The organism is Mesorhizobium sp. M0244, from assembly GCF_040321795.1.
Lineage (GTDB): Bacteria > Pseudomonadota > Alphaproteobacteria > Rhizobiales > Rhizobiaceae > Mesorhizobium.
Map to the genome: position 1 here is coordinate 1 of NZ_JAMYSE010000123.1, position 16,543 is coordinate 16,543.

At 63.8% G+C, this 16,543-nt stretch carries 14 protein-coding genes; 4 read left to right on the forward strand and 10 right to left on the reverse strand.

Annotation, left to right across the window (positions count from 1 at the left end; genetic code table 11):
* Window positions 1–103: 103 nt before the first annotated feature.
* From NKJ08_RS35320 to NKJ08_RS35355, 8 genes are all read right to left on the reverse strand, one after another.
* Entirely contained in the window at window positions 104–427 is a 324-nt protein-coding gene (locus tag NKJ08_RS35320; RefSeq protein WP_352693587.1) for a DUF736 domain-containing protein, read from the reverse strand.
* A 301-nt stretch (window positions 428–728) separates the two neighbouring features.
* Window positions 729–995 (reverse strand): hypothetical protein, encoded by a 267-nt coding sequence (locus NKJ08_RS35325; RefSeq protein WP_352785790.1) that lies wholly within the window; start codon window positions 993–995, stop codon window positions 729–731.
* Between the two features lie 144 nt (window positions 996–1,139).
* Window positions 1,140–1,673, reverse strand: coding sequence for a hypothetical protein (locus NKJ08_RS35330; RefSeq protein WP_352785792.1), 534 nt, complete (start codon window positions 1,671–1,673; stop codon window positions 1,140–1,142).
* Between the two features lie 292 nt (window positions 1,674–1,965).
* Window positions 1,966–2,385: a hypothetical protein gene (locus NKJ08_RS35335; protein WP_352785817.1), complete on the reverse strand. Its 420-nt coding sequence runs from the start codon at window positions 2,383–2,385 to the stop codon at window positions 1,966–1,968.
* A complete protein-coding gene (locus NKJ08_RS35340; protein ID WP_352785795.1) occupies window positions 2,375–2,635 on the reverse strand; it encodes a type II toxin-antitoxin system prevent-host-death family antitoxin in 261 nt (86 codons plus the stop codon). The genes NKJ08_RS35335 and NKJ08_RS35340 overlap by 11 nt, the downstream gene beginning before the upstream one ends.
* A gap of 61 nt (window positions 2,636–2,696) precedes the next feature.
* On the reverse strand, window positions 2,697–3,638 hold the full coding sequence (locus tag NKJ08_RS35345; protein ID WP_352785798.1) for a DUF2493 domain-containing protein: 942 nt from the start codon (window positions 3,636–3,638) through the stop codon (window positions 2,697–2,699).
* Window positions 3,639–3,885: 247 nt separating this feature from the next.
* Entirely contained in the window at window positions 3,886–4,929 is a 1,044-nt protein-coding gene (locus NKJ08_RS35350; protein ID WP_352785801.1) for a DUF7146 domain-containing protein, read from the reverse strand.
* 11 nt (window positions 4,930–4,940) lie between these two features.
* Window positions 4,941–9,503 carry a strawberry notch-like NTP hydrolase domain-containing protein gene (locus NKJ08_RS35355; protein ID WP_352785804.1) on the reverse strand — a complete coding sequence of 1,521 codons (4,563 nt, stop codon included), beginning with the start codon at window positions 9,501–9,503 and terminating at the stop codon, window positions 4,941–4,943.
* A 185-nt stretch (window positions 9,504–9,688) separates the two neighbouring features.
* On the opposite strand from NKJ08_RS35355, the gene NKJ08_RS35360 reads away from it, so the two are divergent.
* Window positions 9,689–10,882, forward strand: coding sequence for a DUF1173 domain-containing protein (locus NKJ08_RS35360; protein WP_352785807.1), 1,194 nt, complete (start codon window positions 9,689–9,691; stop codon window positions 10,880–10,882).
* 36 nt (window positions 10,883–10,918) lie between these two features.
* Here the strand turns inward: NKJ08_RS35360 and NKJ08_RS35365 are convergent, their stop codons facing one another.
* Window positions 10,919–11,602 (reverse strand): transposase, encoded by a 684-nt coding sequence (locus NKJ08_RS35365; protein WP_352509832.1) that lies wholly within the window; start codon window positions 11,600–11,602, stop codon window positions 10,919–10,921.
* Window positions 11,603–11,852: 250 nt separating this feature from the next.
* Between NKJ08_RS35365 and NKJ08_RS35370 the strand changes: the two genes are divergently transcribed.
* Window positions 11,853–12,305 (forward strand): hypothetical protein, encoded by a 453-nt coding sequence (locus tag NKJ08_RS35370; protein ID WP_352509833.1) that lies wholly within the window; start codon window positions 11,853–11,855, stop codon window positions 12,303–12,305.
* Between the two features lie 986 nt (window positions 12,306–13,291).
* On the opposite strand, the gene NKJ08_RS35375 is transcribed toward NKJ08_RS35370, so the two are convergent.
* Window positions 13,292–15,439 carry a ParB/RepB/Spo0J family partition protein gene (locus NKJ08_RS35375; RefSeq protein WP_352785811.1) on the reverse strand — a complete coding sequence of 716 codons (2,148 nt, stop codon included), beginning with the start codon at window positions 15,437–15,439 and terminating at the stop codon, window positions 13,292–13,294.
* Window positions 15,440–15,623: 184 nt separating this feature from the next.
* Here NKJ08_RS35375 and NKJ08_RS35380 point away from each other — a divergent pair, with 184 nt between their 5' ends.
* The gene (locus NKJ08_RS35380) at window positions 15,624–16,244 is read left to right on the forward strand and encodes a DUF433 domain-containing protein (RefSeq protein ID WP_352509837.1); all 621 of its coding nucleotides are present in this window, start codon (window positions 15,624–15,626) and stop codon (window positions 16,242–16,244) included.
* A partial coding sequence (locus NKJ08_RS35385) for a DUF5615 family PIN-like protein (RefSeq protein ID WP_352785814.1) occupies window positions 16,241–16,543 on the forward strand: 303 nt, incomplete at its 3' end. The genes NKJ08_RS35380 and NKJ08_RS35385, both read left to right, overlap by 4 nt.

The following is a 16,543-nucleotide window of genomic DNA, read 5'->3' on the forward strand; positions in this document are numbered from 1 at the left end:
ATTGACGTAAGAGATCATCATCGCTTGGATATTGACCATGCCATCCATCAGGGAAAGCGCCGTCGGGGGGGCCCCCCCCCCCGCCCCCCCCCCCCCGCCGATGTCACTGGGGGTTGTTCCAGAGGATGACCTTCTTGTTTTCCTCGCCACCCGGGGCGGGAGCGAGATTGCCGAAGATCACGCCGATCTCGGGGGCTTCCAGCTTGACCGAGAGGTACTCCTCGCCCGAACGTTGGGAGGTGCGGTGCCAGCCGGCTCCGATCTCGAAGCCCGTGCGCTTGTTGACGATCCGGTAGTCCGGCGCGTCCTCGCGCGACTTGTTGGTGTTCGGGATGAGGGTGATCGGGGCATTGACCCGGAGCGTGGCAAAGACGCCTTCCATCGAGCCGTCGGACTTGGTGGTGAGGTTTGCGATCGTGGTGGCCATGGTAGTTCTCCTTCGGTTGCATCGGGACCATTCCCGATGGCGCCAAAGGAGAGGGCCGTCCTGCTGCGGTCATCTCGGCGAAAATTCTGGAAAATTCTATTTGCCGAAAAATAGCGGGCAGGCCCTTCGCCTGTCCGCGGACAAAAACAGAAATCGAATTTTCCAGAATTTTCGCCGAGTGTACCCCCAACGGGGGTTGACCGCACAAAGCAGGCGGTCGTCTACAAAGGCGACATGAAACGGGAATGGCCCCGGATGCGAGCGAAGGAGAAGAACTCAGGCCGCCATCGCTTGGCCGACTCTACGCTGCCGGATCGCTGGAACATGCTCCAGCCTCTCGGGTCATGTCGTCGACATCGCCAACCCATCGAACAGCAGCCCGGCGCGTGAACCGCTTGGCATGTTCGGTATTGCGGCAGAGCGGTTTCGAGATCGGGGCCGGCTGGCAGCGGCCTTCACGCCCCTCGGGGGATGATACCGCGCAGTCAGGTTGGATGATCCGGCAAGCCAGCATGTTGTTCGGCACGCCTGCACCCGCTTCAAAGGCGAGAAGCGTCAAGATGATCATCCGCACAACGCCCCGCGGCTCTGCGCGTGGACCGGTTTCGAAAGGGGCCGGCTCCGTCCGCACATACAAGTGGATTAGGCGGCGAGGAGCCGGATCAACATATCTGATTGAACCCGCCGGGCTGTCAGGGGGACCGCCCGTACATCATCTTGGCAACGCCCGACGCTCGTCCGGCGTCATGCGGGCTTCGGCTTGGCGGCGAATGTCCGGACCGACATGGCGGAGCATGGCGCACCAGTCTTCCACATTGTACGTCGTCGCCATGCTGCCCCTGGCCAGATCGTAAATGACGCACGGCTTCTTCGCGATGGCGAGCCGAAGCACGTTGACGGCCGTCCCGGGTGATGCGCCATCCCAGATCATCATGCCAAAGTCGGCGCGCCGCGCCATCTCCCGGTCTTTGGCAGCGTGGAACCAATACCCGTGAGCGCCTTCAGGAGACGGGACATGGTAGGCAGCCCAGTCGCCCAGATTGTTGCGAGGTTCCTTGCCCGCATGGAAGACCCCGACATGTTCGTAGCCGTAGCCAGCGAGCAGGCCCTGCGCCTCGGCATCGGCCCCAGACGCGTCGCCAATCAGCACGCCGTGCTCTGCAGCGACGATCGCGCCGATGCGAGCGATGGCAGGTTCCGGCAGCTCGAATATCTCGCGTGATCCACCTATGAATATCATCGACATCGTGACTTTCCCTTCTCTCTAGCGCCCCCCGCCCCGCGCCGGCCGCCCTCTCCCTCGCCCCTGCGAGAGGGATCGTCACCCGAAGGCCGAGACGGCGAAAGCCGGCTCGGGGAGCGGCGAGGCGCCGCGACTAGAGCCCGGCCGGCCGTAGGCCGGCGCGCCCGGACCCTGCCGCTGCCGGAGGCGCTACGCGCATCTGGCTAGTGGCGCTTCGCGCTTGGAGCTAGTGGTCTTTGTCGGCCAGCCAGAGGCTCACGTCCTGGATCGAGCGCATGGCCGCGAAAAGAGAACGTCAATCCAGACGGCTGACGCGGCGGCCCTCGCTGCGCGCTTCGATAAAGGCGCCTGCGATCTTCATCATGAACGCCTTGCTGAAACGACCGAGGGGCTTACCGTCGGATTCGATGTACCAGGAGCGTTCGGCAATATCGTAGTTGTATTCGTCAACCACGATCCAGCAGCGTTTGAGATCGGTCAGACCGGCGCGGCGGCACTCGATAGCGGAGACTTCCAAACCGACCCGATCGCTGGTCGGTGGCTGGGTGGTTATCGCCAGGAGCGCGAGATGGGTCAGGCCATCTCTTGCGCCGCGGACAGCGATGACCACGCAGGTCGGCCGGCTCTTGCGGCCTTCCGTTTCGCCGCGCTCGTGTTGCCATGCCCAAAGATACGGGTAGGAGATCACCTGACCAGGCAGAAATCTACCGATCATCATCGTATCCTTCCCCGCGCGCCAATCGATCGATCTCGGCGGCGAAGAGTTCCGTATGTTCCTCCGGCATCTCGGAGACATGGTATGCGCGGCGGGGATCGCCGCCGATGCGCATCCGTTCGTAGTGCTCGTAGCTCATCAGCACGAACCGGGGTTTCCGGTGCTTGGTGAGAATAACGGGTTCGCGGCTGGCAACGTCGGTGACGTCGCCAACCTGCTTGTTGAGATCTCCGGTCGTGAACTGGCGCATGCTGGCCTCCTTATCGATCTCCATATTATCTGGATTGTCTGGATTTGCAAGAAAACGGCGCTCACGCGCCGCCTTCCGCGAACCGCCAGACGGGGATGCCTAGCCGACGCGCCTTGTCGGCAAGGTTCTCGGTAATGCCGGAGCCGGGAAATACGATCAGGCCGTAAGGCACCACCGAGAGAAGCTGGTCGTTGCGGCGGAACGGAGCCGCCTTGGCGTGCCGGGTCCAATCCGGCTTGAAGGCGATCTGGGTGACCTTGCGGTTCTCGGCCCAGCAGGCGGCAATACGCTCAGCGCCGCGCGGGCTGCCGCCGTGGAGCAGAACCATGTCGGGATGCTTGTCGCGGGCCTTGTCGAGCGCCTCCCAGATCCGGTCGTGATCGTTGCAGTCGAGGCCGCCGGCGAAGGCGATCTTGGTGCCGGCCGGGACGAGCACCTCGGTTTCGGCGTGGCGGCGGGCGGCGAGGAAATCTCTGGAGTCGATCACCGCCGCTGTCATCGCCTGGTGGCTGACCTTGGAGCCGGTGCGCGGCCGCCATGCCGATCCGGTCTGCGCCTCGTATAGGTCGGCGGTCTCATCGCGCATGATTTCGAGCACATTGCGGCGCTCGATATAGCTGATGCCTTCCGCGGTCAGCCGCTCCAGCTCGACGGACTTTACCTCCGATCCGTCCTGCTCCTGCTGGCTCGAGCGCTGCGCCTCCTCGTTGCGGTCGAGGCTGCGGGCGACGCGCTCGGCGGCACGGTGGAAGACGTTTGCGAAGGACCAGAGCAGGTCGTCGAGATCGGGTTCGAGCCTGGTGTCGCCAAGCAAGCCGGCGAAGGTCTCGACGATCCCGGCGAGGCCGGCCCGGATCACTTCGTCGTCGGGAAGTGGCCGAGGATCAGGTTCGTCCTGATGCGGGCGATGGCCGTACATCTGCAGTTCGAGGATGACGCGGTCGGTCGGCGAGGAGGCGTGGTAGGGCTCGTAGGCGTCGTCGAGAGGAAGCTCGTAGGTCATGGCGTGTCTCCGTCGGTTATGGCCGCGCCTATCGCGGCCTGACAGCGCATCCCGGCCGCGCGCCGGGCGCGGCCGCACCGAAGGCCGGAGCGCGAGCGGAGGACGGCGCAGCCGTTGCGGCCGTGACCGGGGGGTGGCAGGGGTCGCCTCTCAGGCAGGCCGCGGGCGCGGCTTCTCCGGTGGACCGCCGCCATGTCTGCAGGCTGTCCGGCGACGCCGCGCCGGCCCGCGTGCCGGCCCGACCCATTCATCCGGGCGGCAGGAAGAGACGGGCATCCTCCGGGACGAGCTGGTCACTGAGCCATGCTGCGAGATGGGCCGGGCCGAGATGACGCAGGTCGTCGTTGAAATCGCCGAGCTGCGGCCGCAACACCAGGGCGAGGATCCCGGCTTGGCCGGCTCGCTGGCTGAGACGCTCGATGCCGTGCCGGCCGGCGGCATCGGCATCGGCCGCGATATAGAGGCGACGGCAGCCAAGCGGGAAGGTCAGGCCGGCGAGGTGATTGGCCGAAGTGGCGGCGGCAACCGGCAGCGCCGGCATCACCACCTTAAGCGACGCCATCGTCTCGAACCCCTCGCCGGCGGCCATGACCGAGACGGGCGCACCGGGCTGGTGGCCAAGCCAGATGCCGTTGCCAAGGAGATTCCCCAGCGAACGGCGTGGATCCGCGAGTTGCGCCTTGCCCTGACCCGAAGGATCAAGCCAGGTGCGTTGTAGGCCGGTGATACGCCCGTCGAGGCTGGTGACAGCGGCAATGAGCGCAGGCAGGGTCTGCGTCTCGCCCGTCACGAGATCCCTGCAGTAGCAGCCGGGATGGAAGCGCACGGCACGCTCATGCGCGGAAAGCAGGATGCCGCGGCCGGCGAGGTATCGTTCGGCCAACGTGCCGGCGATCGGCTGCGACATGGCGAACAGGCGACGCGCCGCGTCAGGCGAGCCGGGTGCCGCGGCAGGCTGGCGTTGCGCGCCAGGAGCGTGGGGCGGTGGCAGCGGCACGGAGAGGAAGCGACGCGCTTCATCCGCGACGTCACGGAAATCAACAAGACCGCAGCTTTCTCGGATGACATCGAGCAGATCGCCAAACTCAGACGTCGCCTCGTCGACCCACCTACCCGCCGGGCCTTTCGCGTTGGCTTTCAGCCGCACATGCATGGAACGGCCGCGCGTGTTGCGGACATCGCCGACCATCCAGTAATTGCCGGAGCGATGGCCGTTGGAGAGATATTCGCGGCACACCGCCTCGGCATGATCGCCAAGGCGGCGTGCCAGCTCTGAGGCCGAGCCGGTCATCATCAGCTCCCTCAAGCCGCCGAGGTGCGGTCGGTGACGCCAACCAGCGTATGGCGGTCGAGGAGCGCGGCGAGGATGGCAGACCCTTGCGCGGACGTTGGGATGAACAGCCGGAGCTTCCAGGAGATGATCTCGGAGATCAGCCCCAGCGCCTTCAGCCGCGGAACCATGGCGTCGGTGAAGCCGATCAATTCGACACGGTAGTCGTTCATGACGCGGCCGCGGCGCAGAATCAGGCCATCGGCGAGTTGCAGTCCGATCCGTCCGTCGACAAGCCCGGTCCAGGCATCTTCCGGCGCGAGCTTGGGTACATCGTCGAGCCCCAGATTGCGGAACATGGTGGCGACAAGCGTCGGGGCGATGTGACGCCCGATGATGCGTTCGCCGGCATCGGTCTGGATCCGGTAGACCTGACAATCATGGTCTGGCAACCGCCGCCAGATCGGCAACAGCAGACCCGTCACGATGTGGAAAGTGCTGGTGGTGAACTCCGGGACGGCGTCGATTTCTGCCTGCCAAAGCTCGCGGAACAGGTTTCGGTCGGTCGGCTGCCAGTGGGTTTCGGCAAGGGCGTCGAGACCGAAGCGCAGCTCGTCGGTCGGCCGCAGCAGCCGCACGCGGTGTTCTATCGTGCCGTCGTCGAGCATCAAGCTCGCCGTCGGCAGCCGGATCGCCGCACGGCTGGACCGGGCGTTCACCAGCAGAACCGATTGGGGCTCCGCCCGGACGATGGCCAGCGCGTCGACCAGCCCGAGCGGCCGGATGCGGTCCTTGCGCGCGACGGTGAGCACGTGCGACTGGGCGCCGGAGACCGGATGGGTATAGACGGTCCTACGATCAGTGACGACGATGCTCTCCGCCGTGATCGTCTCCAGACCCTTGTCATAATTGCCGGCGGCGATGGCGCCTTCGATCTTTGCTGCCATCAGTTGCTCGAACACCTCGAACAGCAGGTTCTGGGTTTCGATGCGCAACGCCAGCAGGCGATTGAGCCAGGTCGTGATTGGCGGCAGCTCGTCCCGCAATCCGCCGTCGTCACTCGTCAGCGACAGCCCGGTCACCGTCTCGAAGGTCGTGAGCGAGCAGCCCTCGATCTTGCCCTGGTGCAGCAGATGATAGAACTGCCGCAGCGCCGCTCGGGCGTAGGCGCTTTCGAGATTGTCTTCGGCACGGAACAGCCCTGCCCCGCCGGTCTGGCGCTGACCGCGCGTGATCGCGCCCAGCGTGTCGAGCCGGCGTGCGATCGTCGACAGGAAGCGCTTGCCGGCCTTTACATTGGCGGCCATGGGCCGGAACAGCGGCGGTTGCTTCTGATTTGTGCGATGGGTCCGACCGAGACCCTGGATGGCGTTGTCGGCGCGCCAGCCGGCCTCGAGCAGATAGTGCTTGCGCAGCCTCTGGTTCCTGACACCGAGATCAGCGTGGTAGGAGCGGCCAGTGCCGCCGGCGTCGGAGAAGACCAGAACGCGCTTGTCGTCATCCATGAAACTCTGGGTCTCGGCCAGATTGGCCGAGCCGGGGCGGTTTTCCACGGCCAGCCGGTCGATACGGTCGCGGCCGGATTTCTTGACGATGCGGCGCGAGCGGCCGGTCACCTCGGCAACCGTGTCGGTGCCAAAGTGATGGATGATCTGGTCAAGGGCACTGCCGACCGGCGGCAACGACGCAAGCCGCTCGACCATCTCGTCGCGCCGCCGAACTGCCTCGCGGCACTGGACCGGGTTGCCATCTTCGTCGTGCACAGGCCGCGAATACACATTGCCTTCGGCGTCCGAGTATTCCTCGAACAGCTGGATGGGGAAGGAATGCATCAAGTACCCGCCGACATACTCCCGCGGCGTGACGTCGACATGCAGGTCCGACCATTCCTCGGTCGGGATCTCGGCAAGGCGTCGTTCCATCAGCGCCTCGCCGGTCGAAACGATCTGCACGACTGCCGAATGACCTTCGAGCCGATCCTGCTCAATCGCGCCGATCAGAGTCGGCGTCATCATCGAGGTGATCAAATGCGAGAAAAAACGTTGCTTGGTACTTTCAAAGGCCGAGCGCGCCGCCGATTTTGCGTTGCGGTTCAGCGTGCCGGACTCGCTGGTGATGTTGGTCGCCTCGAGTGCGGCGGTCAGGTTGTTGTGAATGACCTGGAAGGCGTCGGCATAGGCGTTGTAGATGCGGATCTGCTCCTCGGTCAGCGCGTGCTCGAGCAGGTCGTATTCGACACCGTCATAGGAAAGCGAACGCGCTGTATAGAGGCCGAGCGACTTGAGATCGCGGGCGAGCACTTCCATCGCCGCGACACCGCCGTCCTCGATCGCGGCGACGAATTCGGCACGGTTGGCGAATGGAAAATCCTCGCTGCCCCAGATGCCGAGACGTTGCGCATAGGCGAGGTTCTCGACGGCGGTCGCACCGGTCGCGGAGACGTAGACAATGCGGGCATCGGGCAGCGCGTGCTGCAGCCGCAGTCCCGCCCTGCCCTGTTGCGAGGGCGCGACGTCGCCACGCTCACTTTTGCCGCCAGCGGCGTTAGCCATGGCGTGGGCCTCGTCAAAGACGATGACGCCATCGAAAGATTTTTTCGCCCCCGACGGGTTTTTTCCAATCCCTGTCTGGCTTTCTTTAATCCCTGTCTGGCTTTCGGGCCTCCCCGCCAAGTTTCCTCTGTTCCCCGTCGGGCCTTCGTCCCTCCTGGCCTCTTGGCCGACCCAGTCGAGTATCTGGGCGATCCGGGATTTCTTGCCCTCCCGCTCTTGCGAGCGCAGGGTCGCGTAGGTCGTGAACAGGATGCCCTCGGCAAGGCGGATCGGCGTGCCCTGCCGATAGCGCGAGAGTGGCTGCACGAGAAGTTTTTCCTGGCCGAGTGCTGCCCAATCGCGCTGGGCGTCTTCCAGCAATTTGTCCGACTTGGAAATCCAGATCGCACGGCGGCGGCCCTGTAGCCAATTGTCGAGGATGATGCCGGCGACCTGCCGTCCCTTGCCGCAGCCGGTTCCGTCACCCAAAAACCATCCGCGGCGGAAGCGGACCGCGTTCTCAGCACCTTCTGGCGCGGCGGAGACGACATCGCAGGTCTCGTCAACAGTCCAGGCGCCGGTGAGATGGCCGCAATGGGCTTCGCCGGCATAGATGACGCTTTCGAGTTGGGCGTCTGACAGCAGGCCCTCGTCGATGATCGCATCAGGAAGAAGCGGCCGATAGGAAGGCTTTGGCGGCGCGACGGCGGCCATTGCGGCCGACTGCACGAGCGACGTCGGATGCGGTTTCGCGCGGGGAATGTCAATCGACTGGAGCGCATAGGGTTCGTAGATCGTGTCGGTGAGCCGGCCGCCCTCCTCCGGCATCCAGTCGCGCAGCTCATAGGCGAGGGGGACAGCCGGCGTGCTGTTTGCCATGACCTGGCGGGCGGGCTTCGCCCGCGCAGTCGGGCGGACCGATTGGATGGCCTTCGGAGCAGCCGTTGAGGCACCGAGGGGTGCGGCTCTCGCTCCCGATTGGGCAATGTGCATGGCGGCATTGCGCACGATGCCGTTGGACAATGTACCGGTCGAGTTCGGAAAGCCGCCCGGTGTCCGGGGCGGCAGATCCGTGATCCAGGAGAGCAGCGTTTCGACATCCGTGGCCTTGCCCGGCGAGCCGGAGAAGCTGGTTGGGTCGTTAGCAGGAACTTTGTCGATGATGGTCAAGCGGGTCTCAGCCGTCGTCCCATGGCGGGCGTAGACACGGCCGTCGATCGCTGCGGTGAAGACGGTGGTGCCCTGCTGCTGCAACCGTTCGAAGGCCGGCCGCCATTTGGAGTTTTCGGGAGACAGCCCGGAGCCGGTGACGGCAACGAGGCGTCCGCCCGGAAGCAGGCGTGCGAATGCGGAAGAGAGGTGCCGCCATGCGGCATCGGCGACATGGCCGTCGACATATGCGCCGACGCTGAAGGGTGGATTCATCAGCACGACGGACGGCTCCATGGCCGCGTCGAGATGATCGTCGATATGGGCGGCGTCGTGCCGCGAGACGGGAACGCGCGGGAACAGAAGGCCGAGGAGATCGGCGCGTGTCGCTGAAAGCTCGTTGAGAGCGATCGAGGCGCGCGCCATCTCGGCATGGACGGCGAGCAGACCGGTGCCGGCCGAGGGTTCGAGAACGAGGTCGCAAGATGAGATCGCCGCGGCGTGCGCCGTGACGAAGGCCAGCGGCAAGGGCGTGGAGAGCTGCTGCATGGCCTGGCTCTCGTCGGACCGTCGCGTATGAGTGGGAAGAAGTTCGGCGATGCGCTTCATCATCGCCAGCGTCGCCTGCGGCGTGGTGGACCGGGACAGGATCGCTGCTCCGAACCGGCGCAGAAACAGCACCTGGGCGGTTTCGAGCGCCTCATAGGCGTCTTTCCAGACCCAGAACCCTTGCGCATCGCTGCCGCCAAAACTTGTCGTCATGGTGGTGCGCAGTTCCGCAGTGGTGACAGACTTGCCCTGCTCGAGGAACGGCAGAAGCCGCATTGCCGCCTGATAGATCGCCTGGGCGTTGTTGATGGGGACGTGCCTCGGCGCGTCGAGGGGAGCGGCAGCTGTGGTCGAAACGATGTTCATGGAGATGTCCTTCGCGAGAGGGGAGAGGCGCCCGCGCCGACACTCTCTGCGCGCCAGCCGGGCCGCATTCCTCCCGGCTCCCCTCTGCCTCTGGCGCCGATGCACCAAATGGGTTGCGCTCTGCGCAAAGCCATGACTTGAATGCGCGCACAGGGATGCGGCGGCGACCTGGAGCGGCGGAGGTGATGCGACGGTTCAGAATTGGCAGTGAGGTTTACGAGGGGGCAGCGCCTGACCTGCAGGCGGCGTTGGCGAGCGCCTATGCCCGCACCGAGCGTCCGCTGTGCCTGTGCCGCGAGCCAGGCTGCCCGATGTATATCGCCCGCATCGGCGACCTTCACCTGATCAAGCGCATGCCGCTGAGCGGCGGCGGACATGATCCATCCTGTGATTCCTATGAATCACCTTACGAACTGTCCGGTCTGGGCGCCTTGATGGGCAGCGCGATAAAGCTCGATCCGCAAAGCGGCATGGCGGCCCTCAAATTGGACTTCAGCCTGTCCAAGACGGGGAGCCGGGCAGCGTCCGTGCCTGCGGGGCAAAGTTCCGCCAGCGTAACCGCCGATCCCAGGGGGATGTCGCTGCGTGGCCTGCTTCATTATCTCTGGCACGAGGCCGAACTGACGGTCTGGACATCCCGATGGGCCGGCAAGCGACATTGGTGGAATGTCCGCTGGCATCTGCTCGAGGCTGCCGGGCAAATGACGGTGAGGGGCGGACCGCTCGCGGATATCCTGTTCGTGCCCGAGCCGTTTCGCGCCGAGAACAAGGAAGCCATCGAACAGCGTCGCAACGCGGTTCTCGGCACGGCGCTCCCGCCGAAATCCGGTCCCCGAAAGTTGCTCGTCCTGGTCGGCGAGGTGAAGGAGATCGTGCCCGCCCGCTCCGGTCAGAAACTCGTCATCAGGCATTTGCCCGGTTTTCCCTTCATGATCGAAGATGCATTGCATCGCCGCTTGCAGGTGCGATTTGAGAAAGAATTGTCGTTGTGGGCAGCGGATTCCAGCTCGCATCTCATGACGATCGCGACGTTCGGACTGAACCCGGCCGGCCTCGCCATTGTCGAGGAGGTCGCGTTGATGGTGGTGTCCGAAAACTGGATTCCCTACGAGACGGTCCCGGAGAAAAGGCTCGTCGATGGGCTCGCCCGCGTTCGTGAGAAGAGCGTGAAGGGATTGCGCTTTGACCTGCAACCCGACCAGCCGATCGCCAACGCATTGCTTCAGAACAGGGACGAGCCGATAGCGCTCTTTGTCGTTCCGGCCGGTGCGGACGAAGCGTTCGAGGCGTCGCTCGACGAAATGATCGCCACGCGTCCGGAGATCGGCTCCTGGGTGTGGCGTGTCGGCGAAGGCGATATGCCGCCGCTACCGCTCTGAGCGTCGGCGGAATTTCCGTCGATGCTTCAGTATGCCTTAGGCCAGGCCCAGCTTTTTCTTGAGCTCGGCATTTTCCTTGCGCAGACGGTCGGCAAGCAGGTTCTTGAGGCGCTTGTTTTCTTCTTCGAGTGCGACAAGATCGCGGAGATCACCACTTTCTGAAGAAGGTGCGGCAGCTCTTTTCCAATAATAGTAGGTCTGCTCGGATATGCCGGCTTGGCCGACCGCAATCTTGCTGGTCGCGCCGCCAGCGATCGATTTCTCGATCTGGTCAAGCTTCTGGGCGCGTTCCTTCTCGGAATATGTCTTGCGGGTGGTCTTGACTGCTAACGGAGATTCAGCGGCCTGGGGCGCTGGCTTCGCCCCGTTCCTCCGGGCCGGCTTTGCGAGCTCTGCCTTCGCTTTCTTTGCTCGCGGAATTTTCTTCTTGGATTCAGGCACTTCCACTTTGGCTGGCGCTACTGTCGTCTGAACAGTCTGAGCGTCCTGAAAATCGGCCATGATATGCTCCGCTTTTGGTTTATCCCCTCCTTCAGCATCAATGGCTCTTATACTGAAGTCAATGACCTCTGAATTTGGCAACTGAGCACCGTCAGCCGGCTGCGTCATTTCCGTGACAATTTTGGACAGGTCGAGACCACCCCAGATCGAATGGCTTGACTTTTGCTTGCCGTGCTTCTGTTTCACTTCCACAACAAATGGCCGGATCTGGCGCTTCATAGTCTGTTCCTTGATGTGAGGACGACTTGCAAGCCAAGTCGCTGTTCGTTTTTGCGAGTATCCGACGCGAAGGTATCTGTCGCTCTCGCCGTGCTTTATCGGAGAAGCGACGCAACGAGCAAGCGATGTGTCATGGGCCTTAGCTTAGGCGACCGGCTCAATCAGCGGGGGCAAACATGCCTACTGAGAGGTGGATCTTCAGAGCTGCATCCATACACGCGATGCTCAGGCGTCTAGCCAGCGGCGCGCGATGACTGTGCACAATCCGGCTGGAGCGATTGCAATCCAAATTTTCTTGGGAACTAATCTTCTCATGGCGGCGGATGAGCTGGACGCGCTTGTTTTCGGGATGGCAGTCGAAAGCGTTCGTGCGCTTACTGTACCTTTCACGGAAAAAGTCTCAGAAATCGCCAACCGAAGCCACGGCGTACTGCTTTTCAATTTGCGAATCGATGGCGACATGGAACTTCAGCGGGTCGCCGCCATCCGCTATCCTAGCGATCAGACAGGCGTTCTGGTGCTGGGACAAGCAAGGCTTGTTGACCAGCCATTGCATGGTCAATGGCACTTTCTCCAGCTTTATCGCTCCCTTGGAGGACTGGAACACCCTTCCGCTACCGATGCAGGCCAAGACGAGTATCGCCGGCCCGGCCTGCCTGTTCATCGGCGCTTTACGCAATGCCGGGTACCTCCCGCATGGTAGGCACTGACCTGAAGTTTTGCTGAGGGCCGGATGCTTATATCCTCCTGGCAGTTGGCCATACGGACTCGCATGTTGGATACCGGGATGCAGGCTGGTGTTGCGGATAGAGGTCCGACCCTGGAGCGTGGCTTTCTTGACCACGAAGACCTCGTCGATGTTTGGCTCAACAGCTTGAGGATGCGCCGTACGCGGGTGCATCCACTGAGCCAAGGTCAGTCACCGTGAGGAGACGTTTCGCCGCCGAGGCGCGGTTCTTATAGGTGCCCATCGTCGCCTTCCTTCGTCAGCTCTGACGCAATCGCACTTTGGACAGGAACTCGTCGATCTCGAGATCCGACAGATCATCGAGCACCTTGAAGACAGCATCATGCCTTCCGGCGTTAATGAGCGTGCGTTTGCCGCGATCTTCGGCCCACCGGCTCCGGCGGGGTCGCTCCCGGCCGACAGGCTGTTGACTTGGCTTTGGCGGCTGTTGCGGGATGTCATGCGGCGTGGGATTGGGACGGATTCTGACGACCGACGCCAGTGATGGCGCGGACGGCCGCCGCGAGCGCCGGAATGTCCTCGAGCATGCTGAGTGCGACGAAGTGGTTGGCCCCGCCGGTATAGTCCTTGCGCCCCGTGCAGGTCCTGATCAGGATGCCGTGACCTGAGGACAGCCCGAACTGGCCGACCTGAATGTAGGCGCGGTCATGGTGCAGGGTAATTTCACCGGAAACGGCTATGCCCGCCTTGTTTGAGCGCAGGTCTAAGCTTCCCTGCGGCAGGGCAAGTTCGACGGCGAGTTTCTTCAGCCGTGAACGGGCTGTCGCGTGGAAATGTCTCTTCTGCTGCTCGGCGTACTACCATCTTATTTACCAGCCTAACAGGCGGATGTCAATTAAACGAACGCGCCCGGGAGCGCCTTGGCGTTCCCGGACTTGAGAGTGAGTTGGAAATGAATGAGTCCGGTGGAGGTGCCGGACCCGTGCCGAGCGGGAGGCCGATTATTCGGCGGCCTGGAGGTGATCTGCTTCGTCGCCGTCGATGGTCACCGGCTCATCGGAGGACGGATCCGCATCGTCGGCGAGGAAGGCCGGCAGCTCGGCGGCATCGCCGTCGATAGCCGCCTCGTCCGACCTGTCGCCGGCGACCGCGTCGCCAGCATCGGTAGCCAATTCATCAATCTCAAGGCGCAGCGGCTCGGGCAGCCAGTTCGATCTTTCGAGAAGACGGGCGGCCTCACACGCCATGCTGTCCTTCTTCATGTGGTCGATCAGCTGCGCGGAGTCTGCGCCACGAGCTTCGCGGACAGCCTGTAGAATCCGCGCCTTGGTGAGCCGCCCGAGGAACTCAACGGTAGGCGTCCAGCCGGCGTCGACCATGTCAAACTGGAGCGAACGTCCAAGCAGGTCTGCATGCTGGAGCGCCTTCGCTCGCCTGTTCCAGGGTTCGACCACCGCATTGAGGGTCAGCGAGACGCAGTGCGCGAACAGCGCCTTGCGGCTTGCTTCGTCGAGGCCGAGCAGGAAGTCCCACAGGCCTTCCGCTTCATCGGGCAGATCGCGGTCCCAGGCTTCGTGCCGCTCGGCGATCTCCTTGGCCCAGGATGTCTCGGCAAGACCATCGACCTGGCTGAAGCTGCCGCTCTTCAGGCTGATCTCCAGGCACGTGTCCGGCGCGAAGCGATAGAAGACCTGCAGGACGAAGGCATGGAGTGCGGCGACGATGGCGATGTCGACGTCACCGGCGAGCGCGTTGCGTAGCGCCAGGGTCCGCTGCGCGGTCAGGTCGAAAACGAGCCGATCGGGCAGCGGCTTGATGCAATCGTCCTCGCCGTCGTCGCCAGAGCCGTCACCCACCGGCTCGCCGTTGACGACAACACCTTCGCCATCGTCGCCACTGGATCGGGTTTGGCCCTCGGCGCCCCCTTCCTCGCCCTCCTCGACGTCGCCGGTCTCGGTCCGCGGCTCGTCCTCGGACCGCACGAAACCGGCGTCGACCTGGAGCTCGCCGTTCGCGGCAAGCGTAACGAACACACCGGCAATGTCCTTCTGGGCGGGATCGTAGCTTTGAGGACGATCATCGATCGCATCGAGCTCGGCGCCCAGCTGGTCGAGCTTCGCCTCGATTGCCTCGTCGGCGTCCTCGGCCTTGGCATAGTCCGCATCCAGCTTGTCGTATTCGGCCTTCAGCGCGTCGTAGCGTTCGATCTCCTCGGCGCTCAGTTCCTGCGCTTCGGCATAGATGCGCCGCATGCCGGAGGTATGGCCGTAGGGAAAGCTGATCGCCGCCTCGACCCATTTCCAGCCTTCGGCGCGGATCGCCTCGGCATCCACCTTCAGCCTGTCGAAGACAAGCTGCTCGACGAGCGCCGCATCGTGGAACCAGCCACCGGAGTCCTGCTCGAAGAGATCGCGCAGGATGACGCCGCCAGCTGCTTCATAGGCTTCGGCGCCGACATAGACGGCCCGGCGATCATCGGCCCGGACCGTGGTCTCCGTCAGCAGACGCCTGATGTAATAAGGTTCCTGCATGTGCGAGCTGGAAATCCGCTCCCAGACCTGCTCCTGGCGCGCGTGATCGTCCGAGATCGAAAACGCCATGATCTGTTCGAGCCGGATTTCGTCCTTCTCGTAGAGGTCGAGCAGCATCGGGGACACCGATGCCAATCGCAGGCGCTGCCTCACCGTCGCCGGCGATACGAAGAAGCGTGCGCCGATCTCCTCCGGATCGAGGCCCTGATCGCGGAGCGTCTTGAAGGCTCGGAACTGGTCGAGTGGGTGCAGGTCGGCGCGCCGCAGGTTTTCAGCAAGCGAGTCCTCTTCGGCCGAGGTCTCCTGCCTGCGGTTAACGATGCAGGGGATCGGCTCGTTCTTTGCCAGGCGCTTTTGCTTGATGAGGATACCGAGCGCGAGATAGCGCCGGCCGCCGGCCGGCACCTCAAACGTGCCGGTCTCCTCGCCCTCGCCGTCGAGCATCGGACGGACGTTCAGGCTCTGGATGAGCTTTCGCCGCCCGATGTCCTCGGCGAGCTGCTCGATAGACACGCCGTCCTTGATGCGCCGGACATTCTTCTGCGACAGCCTGAGCTTGTCATAGGGAATGTTCTCCGCGGCGTTCATCGCAATCTTCTGAATGGCGTTCTTTGCCATGGTCAGGTTCTCCATGACGGGCGGCCCGGGGCCTCTCCCCGAACCTCCAAGCCCGTCAGGAACCTCCCCTCCCCCCTCTGCCTCCAGGCCTCACACCGGCGCCGGCCGCCTGCCGCAAACCTTCGCTAGACTGCGGACGGCAGAGTGACTATATATCTTCCATGAACGTGGAAGGATTATTGTCATGCCGGGGTTTAGTACCGAAGTGCTCACCGCCAATGAAGCGGCGGCGGTAACGCAGGTGCCGCTTAAGCAGGTGCATCGCATCATCGATGCCGGATTGCTACGCGGCCGTGTCGAGACACGCCGCGGCAGCCGCGTCATCATCGGAGCGGGTCTCGTCGGCCTACGCCTCGCCTGGCTGACGGCGGAGACGCTGACGCCGGCCGCGCGGCGGCGGATCGTCGAGCACGCCATTGCCGATGATGCTGCGCCCGTGGTCGCGGACGATCCGCTTAAGGTCGACCTGAAGCCGATCACCGCCGGGGTAAGGACCGGCCTCGGCCGGCTGAGGAAAGCCAAGGCCATGGTGGCGCGCGATCCAGCGGTACTTAGCGGTCAGCCGGCCTTTGTGGGAACACGCGTGCTTGTTCATGACGTTGCCGACATGCTCGCCAATGGCGATACTCCCGAGACGATCCGTGCCGCCTATCCGCAACTGACTCTCGACCGGATCAGGCTCGCGGCCGACTATGCGCTCGCCTATCCGCGGCGTGGCCGTCCGCCGGTCAAGCCGGCGTGGCGCAGCACGGCGGCGAAATCGAAACGCACAATCCGTCTCGACGATCTGCCGGCCGTTTCGTGAAATTCCTGATCGACGAATGCCTGAGCCCAGAGCTTGCGAAACTGGCGCGCGAACGGGGTTTTCCAGAGTCGAGCCATGTGCGCTGGCTGGGCCTCGCCGGCGCCAAGGACCATATGGTGACCCGGCGCGCGGTCGATGACGGCTATGTGCTCGTCACGCACAACACGACCGACTTTCGCGGCCTCTATCGCCGCGAGGAGCTGCATGACGGGCTGGTCGCCTTCAACACCGCCCCTGGCCTGATGAGCCTCGATCTCCAGCACAGGCTCTTTCATCTCGCCCTTTCGGAGCTCGGTGGC